The sequence below is a fragment of the Cryobacterium sp. TMT2-42-4 genome (assembly GCF_004402645.1).
In the GTDB taxonomy this organism is placed as follows: domain Bacteria; phylum Actinomycetota; class Actinomycetes; order Actinomycetales; family Microbacteriaceae; genus Cryobacterium; species Cryobacterium sandaracinum.
Genome location: NZ_SOFT01000024.1, coordinates 24856 through 37137 on the forward strand (window position 1 = coordinate 24856; position 12282 = coordinate 37137).

Below are 12282 nucleotides of genomic sequence, written 5' to 3' on the forward strand. Positions count from 1 at the left end.
AAAAGGAACGGGAGGAATGGAAGTAGTGAAGGAACGGGGGAAAAGGGTGGAAAGGAGGACTACTCCTTCACCGCCCCATCGGTGGTGTTCATGATGCGTTTCTGGAAGATGAAGAACATCACCGCGACCGGGATGGTCATGATCGCCGCCGCGGCCAGCTTGAGCGGGTATTGCGTGCCCTGGCTGAGCTGCCCGGAGGCCAGTGACGCCACGCCCTTGGTCAGCGTCGTCAGCTCGGGGGACTGCGTGGCCACGATGAAGTGGGACAGCTCGTTCCAGGACCCTTGGAACGACAGGATGATGATGGTCACCAGGGCTGGCCGGGCCATCGGCAGCACGATCGACCAGAACACCCGGAAGGTGCCGGCCCCGTCGATGCGGGCCTGCTCCTCCACACTCGTCGGAATCGACTCGAAGAAGTTCTTCATGATGAAGACGCCCGCGGCATCCGTGAGCAGCGGCACGATCATTGCAACGTAGGTGTCGTAGATGCCGAGCTGGTTGATGACCAGGAACTTCGGGATCAGGAGCACGACCCCGGGCACGCTCATCACGGCGATGAGCAGCGCGAAGATCACGGTGCGGCCCCGGAAGTGCAGCCGCGCGAGGGCGTAACCGGCCAGGGAATTGAAGAAGACGCGGCCGAGGGTGACGAGGACGGTGACGATGGCGGAGTTCTGGAACCAGACCGGGAAGTCCGAGTTGAGGAACAACCTCTCGTACGCGGCCGTGGACCAGGTCTGCGGCAGCAGCGATATGGGATTGCTGGCGGCATCGCCATCCGTTTTGAAGGAGGTGGCGACCTGAATCAGAAACGGGGCGATGTAGATCATCGCGAGCACGATCAGGATCGCGTACAGCAGCGATCGGCCGGCGATCTGGCGGTTCGGCAACTGTTCCCGGCCCAGGGCGCGCAGACGTCGGGAGGGAGAGACGGTGCGCTCGCGGGTTCTCACCGTGGTGCTCATTTCGAACCTCCGGATGTCGGAATCGGCAGATACGGACGCATCCGCCGGTTGGAGACCTTGCGTTCGGCCAGCAGAGCGCGCTGGAACAGGGTAAAGGCCACGATGATGACGAACAGGATGAAAGCGATCGCGGCGCCCTGGCCCCAGGCCTGGTTGGTGAAGGCGGCCTGATAGGAGAGATAGGCCGGAGTGAGCGTGGTCTTGCCTGGTCCACCCTGGGTGCCGGTGTAAATCTGGTCGAAGACCTGCCAGGCACCGATCAGGCCGAGGGTGAGCACGGTGAAGAGGGTCGGCCGCAGCTGGGGGAGGGTGACCCGCCAGAACCGCTGCCAGCCGTTGGCGCCGTCCATCATGGCGGCCTCGACGACGTCGCCGCTGAGGTTCTGCAACGCGGCGATGAACAGCAGCATGAACGTGCCGCTGGTGGTGAACACGGCCATCAGGATGAAGGCGCTCATGGCCACGGATGGCCCGGCGAGCCACTCCCAGAAAGAGATCCCGAGGAACGTGTTGCCGGTGAGCGCGGCCGGGCCGGTCTCGACGCCGAACGCTCCGAGGATGTTGTGCAGCACGCCACTGGGGTCGTTGAACCAGTTCGGTCCGTTGACGCCGATGAACGCCAGCAGTTTGTTGACGGCGCCGCTGGCGCTGAACAGGAACAGCCACAGCACCGTGATGGCCACCGAGCTGGTCACCGACGGGAAGTAGAACGCGGTGCGGAAGAAGCCGCGGCCGCGCAGGATCTGCCGGTTGACCAGCACGGCCAGCAGCAGCGACAGCATGGTCTGGGCCGGCACGACCAGGAGGACGTACCAGGCGTTGTTACGCAGCGCCGTGCCGAAGTCCTGTTCGGCCAGGCCGCCGCCGCCGACCAGGGCGGAGTAGTTGTCGAGGCCCACGAACGATACTGTGCCGCTGAAGGGGCTGCCGCGGCCGTTCCAGTCGGAGAAGCTGACCCAGAGGGCCATCAGCACCGGGATGACCAGGAACAAGCCCAGCAGGATGATCATCGGGGCGGTGAAGAGCCACCCCGAGGCGGTCTCGCCGCCCCGAATACCGGAGCGGCGAGCCGTGCGTGCAGGCGTCGACATGGTGGACTACTTCAGCAGTGCTTCGAGGTTGTTCTGCACGGAATCGAGAATCGCCTGCGCGTCCCCGGTCTTCAGCGACTCGAGCTGGGCGTTCAGGTCGCTCGTGACGTCAGCGGCGCCCTTCACATTGGGCACGCCCGTGGCGTAGTCAGCGCCGTCGAGGAAGGCCACCAGGGTGGGGTTGGCGCTCTTCCAGTCTTCGGCGGCCGACTTGATAGAAGGCATCGGGCCGAATTCTTCCGAGAAGGTGAGCTGGGCGTCCTTGCTGGTGAGCTGTTCGACGAGCTCGAGCGCGCCGGCCTGGTTGGGGCTGTCGGCGGCGATGCCCCAGCAGTTGGTGAACTGCAGGGTACCCTGGCCCTCCGGGCCTGCAGGCAGCTCCGCGACCGTGTAGTTGACGTCGGGGAAGTCGCTCTTCATCGCGCCTGTGATCCAGTTGCCCTCGATGGTCATGGCCGAGAGCTGCTTGCCGAACGCCTCGCCACCCCAGCCGGCACCGATTTCGCTGGCGTAGCTCATCACTCCGTCGTTCAGGAGGGTCTGCGCGTATTCGAGGCCCGCGACGTTCTCCGCGCTGTTCGCGGTGACCTCGGTGTTGTCTTCGCTCATCAGGCTGCCGCCGGCCTGGGCCATGAACGCGCCCAGACGGGCGTATTCGCCGCCGAGGGCGAGGCCGACCTGGCTGTCGGTCGTGAGCGTCTTGCTGACGGCCGCGAGCTCGTCCCAGGTGGTGGGGATGTCGGCATCCGTCAGCCCGGCCTGGGCCCAGAGGTCGTCGTTGATGATCAGACCCAGGGTCGAGAAGTCCTTCGGCGCGCAGTAGAAGTCGCCCTCGTACGTGAAGGAACTGACCAGGCTCGGGTAGAAGTCGTCCTTGTTGGCCAGATCGTCGCCATAGGCCAGGAGCGAGCCGTTCGAGGCATAGCCGGCGAGCGCATCCGTCGACAGGTAGAAGACGTCGGCGGGCTTCTGGGCCGCGAAGCCCTGGGCGAGCTGCTGGTTGAGGTCGCTGGCGACGCTGACCTTGGCGTCGGTGCCAGAGGTCTCGGACCAGGCGGCCACGGCGGCGTTGACGGAGGCGGTCTCGGCGTCGCCGCTGGAACCGATCAGAATGTTGAGCCCCTGGGTGGAATCGCTCGTGAGTTCTCCGCCCGAATCGGCGGTGTCGCCGCCGAAGCCGGATCCGGAACCGCACGCGCTGAGGGTGAGGGCGCCGGCCACGGCGAGCCCGGTTCCGATCAGCCAGCGGGAGTTGCGTCGTTGCATCTTGTTTCTCCTTGAGTCGCGCATCGATGCGCGTTTGCTTGTGTAAAGGTCACGATAGCTGAATTTATTTGATCGATCAAACTTTTTTTTTGATCGATCTAATCACCGTGTTTCCGCGATCCCTCGAGACGCGGTATTCTGTGCAGAACAATATTTGATCGTTCAATTCACGGGGGCAGGCGCGTCCGGCAAAGGCGTGGGGCAGGAGCGGCGATGGGTGGGTTCCCCACGGTGACGGATGTCGCGCTCGCGGCCGGCGTCTCCCGGCAGACCGTCTCGAATGTGATGAATTCGCCCGGCATCGTGCGCACCGACACCCGCCAGCGGGTCGAGGCTGCCATCGCCGAGCTCGGGTACCGGCCGCACGCCTCCGCCCGCCGGCTGCGCACGCGGCGCAGCTCGACCATCGGCATCCGGCTGGATCCGATGATCGACGGCATCTCCGGTTCGGTGCTCGACCGGTTTCTGCACGCCGTGACCGAGCAGGCCGACGCGCAGGGGCTGCGGGTTCTGCTGTTCACGGCCACGAGCCCCGAAGACGAGATCATCCAGTTCCGGCGCCTGAACGACGGAGCGGACGTCGATGGTTTTGTGCTCACGTCGACGTTCGCCGGCGACCCACGCACCCGATGGCTGATCGAGAACGGCATCTCCTTCGTCACCTTCGGGCGGCCGTGGGGAGTCGACGATATGAACGACCCGCAGCACCTGTGGGTGGATGTGGATGGCTGGTCCGGCCTGCACGCCGCCACGCGCACGCAGCAAGAGGCCGGAGCCCGGCGCATCGCCTACATCGGCTGGCCCAGCCCGTCGGGCACCGGCGACGATCGCCGACGAGGCTGGTACGACGCGATGATCGAACGCGGCGACGTCTCGGAGCGGGACTTGGCCGGGCTGGAGATCGTCACCACTGACGGCGTCAGCCAGGGCACCGCGGCCATGCAGCAGTTGCGGCAGAACGCCGGCCAGATCGATGCCGTGCTCTGCGCGAGCGACTCGCTCGCCCTTGGGGCGATGATCGCGAACCCCGAGCGTGTGCCGGTCATCGGCTACGACAACACCCCCATCGCCGCCGCGATCGGGCTTTCCAGCGTCGACCAAGCAGTGGACGAGGTGGCCGCCGGAGTGCTCGAACTGCTCACAGGAGAGTTCGGCGGCAAGGTGCACGGAGCCCCCGAGTCGGCCGAACCCCGGCACCGGATGGTCACGCCCCGGCTGGTCGTGCGCGAGTTCGCCGCTATCCCGATGGACGTGCCGCGGTAGCCGCTAGCATGGCGCCATGACGCTCCCCGAGGTTGTCGGACTCCCTGTTTCTGTCGGTGTCCCAGTCCCTCTCGCTTTCGCCCTGCCCGACGCGTGGAACCTCGCCGGTCATACGGCCCTGGTCACCGGGGCCGGCAGCGCCTCCGGGATCGGATTCGCCGCGGCACGGATGCTGGGTGAGCTCGGTGCACACGTCGTGCTCACCGCCACGACCGAACGCGTGCACGAGCGAGCGGCCGAGCTGACGGAACGGGGCATCGCGGCATCCGGCATCGTCTGCACCCTGCACACCGAGGCCGGCGCACTGGTGCTCGCCGACTCCCTTGCGACCGCTGGGCTGGCGCCCACGATTCTGGTGAACAACGCGGGCATGGTCGCGGTCGGCGACGCCGAGATGCTGCACGGCGACGTGAGCACCACGTTGCCGGACGAGTGGGACCGCGGCCTCGCGATCAACCTATCGACCGCCTTCCACGCCACGCGCACCGTGATCGGCTTCATGCACGCGGCGGCCTGGGGGCGCATCGTCACAGTCTCCAGCGTGTCAGGGCCGGTGATGGCGTCGCGCGGGGACCTGACGTATGCGGCCGCGAAGGCCGGTCTGGCCGGGCTCACCCGGGCGCTCGCCGTGGATGAGGCCTGGCTCGGCATCACCGCCAACGCGGTCGCACCGGGCTGGATCGAGACCGGGTCTCAGCTGGAGAGCGAGGCAGTCGAGGGCGCGCTCGTGCCCGTCGGGCGCAGCGGCACGGCTGCCGAGGTGGCCTCCGTGATCGCCTGGCTGGCCTCGCCCGGCGCGTCATACGTCACCGGCCAGACAATCGTCGTCGACGGCGGTAACAGCGTGGCGGAGGAGCGCCGGTAGCGCAGCAGGTCCGTCAGCCGGTGCAGCAGCCCGTGCAGTTGAATAGACGGGTGACTTCTGCACCGATCGACCGGCTTCGCGCCGACCTTGCCGCCGCCAACTTCTCGGTCTCGGCCCTCACCGGCCTGTGGGGGATCGAAGCGGATGCCGCGTTGCGCCGCAACCAGCGGGTCCCGGCGCTGCGGGGGCTGGACGGTCTCCGGGAGAGGCTGGGGCACGCCGAACCCTGCGCCACACTGGCTCGCCTGTTCGTGCTCGGCCTGCCCGTCGACCGTGCGGATCTCGATGCCGCCCTCCCCGCGCTGGGTGCCGCCGGGGCCGAGGAGCTCGGCCTCGTGGTATCCGTCGACGCCGGTGTCGTTGCCGATGTCCTTCCGAGCGTCGGCCCTGTTGGTTCCGGTGCATCCGTCGCGGCCGGAACCCTCCGCCCGCTCCTCGAACTGCGGCCCTACAGCTTCGTCGACGCGCATGGCGCCGGGAGCTGGTGGATCGTGTCCGACCTGGGAGAGCTCGCACTCGGCCACCCGCTCGGTGAAAGCCATGTGCTCGGGGTGGGTGGGGCATCCCTCACGTTGACCGGGCTGCTGATCCCGACCCCGGTGGCCAGCGCCCTCGACCTGGGCACCGGATGCGGAATCCAGGCCATGCACGCGTCCCGGCACGCCGACCGGGTGGTAGCCACCGACATCTCGGTGCGAGCCCTGGATCTTGCCGCGCTCAACGCGGAGCTGAACGAGATCGGGAATATCGAGTTTCGCCTCGGGAGCCTGTTCGAACCGGTTGCGGGGGAGCGCTTCGACCACATCATCTCCAACCCTCCGTTCGTGATCACCCCGCGTGTGCCGGGAGTGCCGGCCTACGAATACCGCGACGGCGGCCTGGTCGGCGACGCGCTCGTCGAGGCGGTCGTGCGCGGCGCTGCCGAACATCTCACCCCCGGCGGCATCGCCCAGCTGCTCGGGAACTGGGAGTACCACGCCGACCAGGATGCCTTCGAGCGTCTGGCCGCCTGGCTCGACGCCCCTGTCACTCCCGTCGCCCCCGTCGCTCCCGTCGCCCCCGTCACTCCCGTCGCCCCCGTCGCATCCCCTGCATCGCCAGCTTCCGCCCCGCTGCGCCCTGACGAATTCGACGGAGATTTTGCCCCAAACAGCCCGAATTCGGCGCGTATGGTCCCTCTGGGAGCAGAATCTCCGTCGAATTCGCACACGCCCGGGGCCGAGGGTGTCGCCGGGGACGAGGGTGCCGCGGGGGCCGGGCACGCCGCCGGGGCCGGTGCCGAGGGTGCGCACGGGGGCCAGCAGGAGACCGCGCCGGCCACGGATGCCGCCGCACTGGACGCCTGGATCATCGAACGCGAGGTGCAGGCTCCCACGCTCTACGCCGAGACGTGGATCCGCGACGGCGGTACCCGCGCCGACACCGCCGACTTCGACCTTCTCTACGGGGCCTGGCTGGACGACTTCGAGGCGCGCGGCGTGAGCCAGGTCGGCTTCGGCTACATGCTGCTGCGCCGCCCGGCCGCCGGCACCCCCACCTTCCGTCGGCTCGAACGCCTCCCCGGCACCCTCGGCCACAATCCGGGAGGCATGGGTAGCCATCTTGCCGCTTGCCTCGCCGCCCACGACTGGCACGCGGCCACGGATGACGCCGGCCTCGCCCGCGCGCGGCTCGCCGTCGCATCCGATGTCACCGAGGAACGGCACTACTGGCCCGGCCAGGAGGACCCCACCCTGCTGACGCTGCATCAGGGCACCGGCTTCGGCCGGTCGATCGCGCTGGACACCGGCCTCGCCGCCCTGGTCGGCGCCTCGGACGGTGAGCTCGACGTCGGCTCGATCGTCGCTGCGCTGGCCCAGCTGCTCGACGTCGATGAGAGCGAACTCGCCGCGGACCTGCTCCCGCGCGTGCGGGAGCTGCTCGAGGACGGCTTTCTGCAGCATCCGCTCGCCTGACGCGCTGTGATTCGCGCTGTGAGCTGCCATCGTCTGCTGCCATTGTCTGCTGCCGCCCCACGTGCTGTGAGCTGACGTGCTGACGAGGACCCCGCCCGCCCCCGACGCACGCTGGACCGCCGGCGCGTCACCGGCGAACGCAAACTCGGAGATTTGCGTGACACGCCGCATTTCAGGGCGCCGGATGCCGCGTGTCGCGACAATCTCCGCAGTAACGTGCGCGCACCCCAACCCCCCACCCCCATCCCCCGACCGGCCACTTCCCCCCGCTCTGAGGTAGCTTGGTCGTACTGCCCGGCCCGCGCGGAGAGGAGGACGTCGGCGCCATACCTGGCTCCGACACAGCGATGAAACGACGAACCTTTCTGCTTGGCTCGGTCTCCGGCCTGAGCCTGGTCGCGCTCACCGCGTGCGTGACGCCGACTCCGCGGCCCACGGCATCCGTCACGCCCAAGCCGACGTCGACACCCTCGCTCGTGCCGAAGCCGGCGGCCATGCGCCGCACATCCTGGTCGGCCGACCCGTTCGCCCGCGGCTCCTACAGTTACCCCGCGGTAGGGGCCACGCCCGAGCAGCGCGCCGCGCTCGGCCAGCCCGTCGACGACCGCCTGTTCTTCGCCGGTGAGGCCACCTCCATCGACGCACCGGGCACGGTGCAGGGCGCCCGCGATTCCGGGAAGCGCGCCGCCCGCGACGTGCTCGCAGCGGCGAGCCAGGGGGAGCGCATCGCCGTGATCGGCGCCGGAATCGCCGGACTCACCGCGGCCCGAGACCTTCAGGACGCCGGATTCGACGTGTTCCTGGTCGAGGCCCGCGACCGCATCGGCGGCCGCATCGACACCGTCACCGACAAGGACTGGCCATTCCCGATCGAGCTCGGCGCGGCTTTCGTCCGGCGCACCGGCCAGACCACCCTCGACGAGGACCTCACCGACCGCGGCGTCGCCACGGCTCCCTTCACCGATCCGCCCGAGGCCCGCACCGCGGCCGGCACGGTCGTGGAGGTGCCCGACACCGGCGCTCAGGCGGTCGCCACGGCGCTGGCCTGGGCCGCCGAGCAGCCCACCGACGTGTCCATCGCGCAGGCCCTCGCCGATTCGGGGGCCTCCAAGCTCTCGACGACGGATGCCGACACCGGCGTTTCCGACGCCGACTGGCTCGACTACCAGATCACGGTGGTGCTCAACCCACAGGCAGGGGCCCCCGTTCCGGAGCAGTCCTCCTGGTACTCGGACGCCAACCGTCAGGCCGACCCCGACCCCGACACCGACCCCGGCGAGGACCGAATCGTGCTGGGCGGCTTCGCCACCCTGCTTACCGACCTCAGCGACGGCATCGACGTGCTCGGGTCGAGCGTGGTCACCAAGATCGCCTACAGCGACGCCGGCGCCAGCCTCCGGCTCGGCACCGGCGAGTCGCTCTCCGCCGACCGGGTCGTCGTCACCGTGCCGCTGGGGGTGCTGAAGACCACGGTGATGGAGTTCGACCCGCCGCTGCCCTTCACGCACCGCGGCGCCATATCGGCCCTGGGCATGGGCACGCTCGACAAGATCTGGCTGCAATTCGACGAGCCGTTCTGGGACACGGATGCCCCGCTCTGGTCCACGGTCGGCGGCGACGACGACTTCCGCGTCTGGATCAACATGGTTCCGCTCACCGGCGAACCGGTGCTGGTGGGCCTGGTGGCGGCGGAGACCGCTCTGCGCCTCGCGGAGGTCGACGACGACGAGTTCCTCGCCGCCGCCCTGAGCAGCCTCGAGCCGTTCCACTCGGCCGTGCCGACCGACAAGCCGACCCCGGAGTAGGTCTCACCACGCCGCTCCCCGAAGCCCGGGCCAGCCCCTCGCGATTGTCGGCCCGTCACAATTCTGAGATTCGTGGTGTATCGTCCTGCCAACGTCCAGTCGATGAATTCTGGCTCCCATTCGGGGGCACGTTCTCATGCAGTCGCAGCCCGTCGTGGTGCAGCGCCCAGAGGTCCAGTCGTTACCCTGACTGGCCTTGCCGACGGATTCTGACGGGTGAATACCCCCGGTCCAGGCCGGGCTCGTTCCGCCGGCCATCCCAGTGCGGTCGTCACCGGGATGCACCACCCCCGCCCGCGACTGCTCCACTTTTCTGCGTGACCGTGTGATTGCTGTGCTCCCATGGATATCCTCATCGACATCGACCTCGAATCCGTCGTCCTTCTGGACTTCGACCCTGACCAACCCGGTGAAGGCACTCACCACATTCGTGGCCTGAGCGGGCACCAACCCACCGCCCCCGGCGCCTACCTGGTGGTCTCTCCGTGCTGCGGCCCCAAGGTCGTGCAGTGCACACCCCGGGTTCTCGCGATGCAGGCATCCGGCGTGCTCTACTGCGGCGCCTGCCAGGGCGAGCACCTGACCAGCGGATACACCTTCACGCCGCTGTAGGTTCGCGTTCCTGCGCTCGCGGGGGCAGCCGCGACGTGGCCGTGAGTACGGCGGCGATCGCGGTGAAGAGCAGCAGCGCGACCAGGCAGTAGATCACGGTCTCGAGTGGGCCGCGCACCTGCACCGGGTCGAGGAAGAAATACGGGTACCACCCCACGATCGACCCGCGGATGAGCGTGAACACTCCCCAGATCGAGGGCACCACGAGAACCCAGACCAGGATTTTCCAGGGCAGGCGGGCCTTGCCGGCATCCGTCAGCCAGTCAAGGAGTGCGATCGTGGGAATCCAGAAGTGCAGCAACTGGCTCGACCAGGGCACCTCGATCGTGTAGTCCAGCGAGGAGGACTGGATGACGATGGTCAGGAATACGATCCCGGAGACGGTGATGTAGGTCGTCACAAGCAACCGGAACCAGTTCAGCCAGGGTGGGTCGGTCGTGTGCCGAAATGCGACGAATGCGGCGGCGGCGAAGGCGACGATCGCGGCCATGCCGCTCTGCACGGTGAAATAGCTGAAGTAGTTGTAGATCTGGAACGTGGCGAAACCGAGCACATAATCGAAGTAGCCGGCGAGGGCCACCACGCCCAGGCCGGCGAGGAGCAGGCGGCCGATGCCGAACCCGCGGCGCACGGTGTGCACGGGGGGCGTCCGAGAGGTTCGGGAGAGGGCCCGGCGAACGGGTGCCGCAGGGAGAGCGTGCACGCCCGATTTCGTCGCCGCCGCGTGGACGCGCTTCGGGGGATCCGTCCGAGCGGGATCGGCAGCTCGCGCGCACATGCTCCCACGCTACGCCAGCCGGTCGGGTGCCCGCTGACCTCGGTGTCAACCGGATGCCGCCGCTCAGCCAGCCGTTCCGCTCAGAAACCGATCCGGAACCCGGTCTCGCCGAGCGGCGGAATCGTGGTGACCTCGACCGCCTCGACCCGGGCCGACGGCGGGCCGTGCTGCAGCCACGAGAGCATCACCCAGACGGTTGTCGCGTCGCCCTCCAGCTCGACCTCCACCGCCCCGTCCCCGCGGTTGCGCACATGCCCCGCGAGCCCGAGTCGGCGCGCCTCGGTCTGGGTGTAGTAGCGGAACCCGACTCCCTGCACCATCCCGCGCACAACGGCCTGCTTGCGAACCATGCTTCCAGTGTGCCCCGCCGCAGGCGAGCCCGCATCCGTCGCCCACCCGGCCCGTTCACCGACCCGCGCTGTGGCTAACTCAGGAGATCCAGCGCGGGCATCCGTCGTGCACCGAAAAGCCCACGGAAACACGCGGATGCCCCTAACCGGCCCGAGCATTCTCCTGAGTTAGCCACGCGCGGGGGGAGTTAGCCACGCGCGGTGGAGAGACGCGCAGCCGGAGTGCTCCGGCCAGCCCGAAGCCCGCTGCTGCCGGTAGCCCTGCGCCGCCAACCTCCGATTCAGGCGGAGTCACGCCAGACGATCGGAGTCTCGAGCAGGATGCCCCCGACCGGCTGCTCCTCGCCGCGCAACTGGCCCAGCACGCACTCCGCCACCCGCTCACCGAGGCCGAAGGCGGGCTGGTGCACGGTGGACAGGTGCGGTTGGGTGCGCAGCGCCCAGGAGCTGTCGTCGAAGCCGACGATGCCGACGTCTCCGGGAATGGTGCGCCCGGCATGACGCAGAGCCTCCATGGCTCCGGCCGCGACCGCATCGGAGGCGGCGAACACGCCGTCGATGAGCGGGTCACGCTCGAGCAGCGCACGCATGCCGAGGGCCCCGTCGGTGAAGGTGTACAGCGGAACGCGGGCCACGAGAGCCGGGTCGAAGCGGTCGCCGAGGGCATCCGTGAAGCCGGCCAGACGGTCGGCGCCGGAGTCTCGGTCGAGCGCGGCGGCAATCATGCCGATGCGCGTGCGGCCGGTCTGCATGAGGCGTTCGGTGATGGCGCGCGCCGACGCCCGGTTGTCGATGCCCACGAAGGGAAGCTGGCGCAGGTCGGGCGGATGTCCCACGAAGGCGGCCGGAAGGCGCAGCTTCTCGATCACCCGGGTGATCGGGTCTTCCTGGCGGGCGGAGACGATGACGACCCCGTCGACGAAACCGCCGCTGAGGTAGCGGGCGACGCGCTCGGTGTCGCGCTGGGAGTCGATGACCAGGCTGACCATCTGGTAGTCGGCGCGGGAGAGCACGGTGTTGGCGCCGAGTAGGATTCCGCCGATGTTGGGGTCGTCCAGGAACAGGGAGTGCGGCTCGTGCACGATGAAACCGACGGCCTCCGAGCGCTGCATGACCAGGCTTCGGGCGGCGTTGTTCGGCACGTAGCCGACCTTCTCGATGGCCGCCTCGATGGCGATGCGGGCCGACGCCGAGACGTAGGGTTCGTCGTTCACGACCCGGCTGACCGTGCCGCGGGAGACTCCGGCTTCCACGGCGACGTCGTGGATCGTCGCGCGTTTGCGTCGAGACGGGATTGTCACCATTCGATAACTGTAACGCTCCCGCACA

The 12282-nt window shown here is 68.5% G+C and carries 11 protein-coding genes; 5 read left to right on the forward strand and 6 right to left on the reverse strand.

Annotated features, from left to right (window positions below):
- Positions 1-59: 59 nt before the first annotated feature.
- Genes E3O18_RS07940 through E3O18_RS07950 form a run of 3 tightly spaced genes read right to left on the reverse strand, consistent with a single transcriptional unit; the run spans position 60 to position 3325 of the window.
- Positions 60-968 carry a carbohydrate ABC transporter permease gene (locus tag E3O18_RS07940; protein WP_134417842.1) on the reverse strand — a complete coding sequence of 303 codons (909 nt, stop codon included), beginning with the start codon at positions 966-968 and terminating at the stop codon, positions 60-62.
- Entirely contained in the window at positions 965-2059 is a 1095-nt protein-coding gene (locus tag E3O18_RS07945) for a sugar ABC transporter permease (protein WP_134393710.1), read from the reverse strand. The genes E3O18_RS07940 and E3O18_RS07945 overlap by 4 nt, the downstream gene beginning before the upstream one ends.
- A 6-nt stretch (positions 2060-2065) precedes the next feature.
- Positions 2066-3325 (reverse strand): extracellular solute-binding protein, encoded by a 1260-nt coding sequence (locus E3O18_RS07950; RefSeq protein ID WP_134393711.1) that lies wholly within the window; start codon positions 3323-3325, stop codon positions 2066-2068.
- A gap of 213 nt (positions 3326-3538) precedes the next feature.
- Between E3O18_RS07950 and E3O18_RS07955 the strand changes: the two genes are divergently transcribed.
- The 5 genes from E3O18_RS07955 (at position 3539) to E3O18_RS07975 (ending at position 9825) form a co-directional block, all read left to right on the forward strand.
- Positions 3539-4588 (forward strand): LacI family DNA-binding transcriptional regulator, encoded by a 1050-nt coding sequence (locus E3O18_RS07955; protein ID WP_134393712.1) that lies wholly within the window; start codon positions 3539-3541, stop codon positions 4586-4588.
- Between the two features lie 16 nt (positions 4589-4604).
- Complete coding sequence (locus tag E3O18_RS07960; protein WP_134417843.1) at positions 4605-5453, forward strand: SDR family NAD(P)-dependent oxidoreductase; 849 nt, start codon at positions 4605-4607, stop codon at positions 5451-5453.
- A 50-nt stretch (positions 5454-5503) separates the two neighbouring features.
- Complete coding sequence (locus tag E3O18_RS07965; RefSeq protein WP_241978147.1) at positions 5504-7408, forward strand: methyltransferase; 1905 nt, start codon at positions 5504-5506, stop codon at positions 7406-7408.
- Between the two features lie 347 nt (positions 7409-7755).
- Positions 7756-9213: an NAD(P)/FAD-dependent oxidoreductase gene (locus E3O18_RS07970; protein WP_134393715.1), complete on the forward strand. Its 1458-nt coding sequence runs from the start codon at positions 7756-7758 to the stop codon at positions 9211-9213.
- Positions 9214-9555: 342 nt separating this feature from the next.
- Positions 9556-9825, forward strand: coding sequence for a hypothetical protein (locus tag E3O18_RS07975; protein WP_134393716.1), 270 nt, complete (start codon positions 9556-9558; stop codon positions 9823-9825).
- On the opposite strand, the gene E3O18_RS07980 is transcribed toward E3O18_RS07975, so the two are convergent.
- The 3 genes from E3O18_RS07980 to E3O18_RS07990 form a co-directional block, all read right to left on the reverse strand.
- Positions 9812-10465 (reverse strand): Pr6Pr family membrane protein, encoded by a 654-nt coding sequence (locus E3O18_RS07980; protein WP_134393717.1) that lies wholly within the window; start codon positions 10463-10465, stop codon positions 9812-9814. The two genes, E3O18_RS07975 and E3O18_RS07980, sit on opposite strands and share 14 nt — an antisense overlap.
- A gap of 218 nt (positions 10466-10683) precedes the next feature.
- Positions 10684-10953 carry an acylphosphatase gene (locus E3O18_RS07985; RefSeq protein ID WP_134393718.1) on the reverse strand — a complete coding sequence of 90 codons (270 nt, stop codon included), beginning with the start codon at positions 10951-10953 and terminating at the stop codon, positions 10684-10686.
- Positions 10954-11234: 281 nt separating this feature from the next.
- Positions 11235-12257: a LacI family DNA-binding transcriptional regulator gene (locus tag E3O18_RS07990; protein WP_134393719.1), complete on the reverse strand. Its 1023-nt coding sequence runs from the start codon at positions 12255-12257 to the stop codon at positions 11235-11237.
- Between the last annotated feature and the right edge of the window lie 25 nt (positions 12258-12282).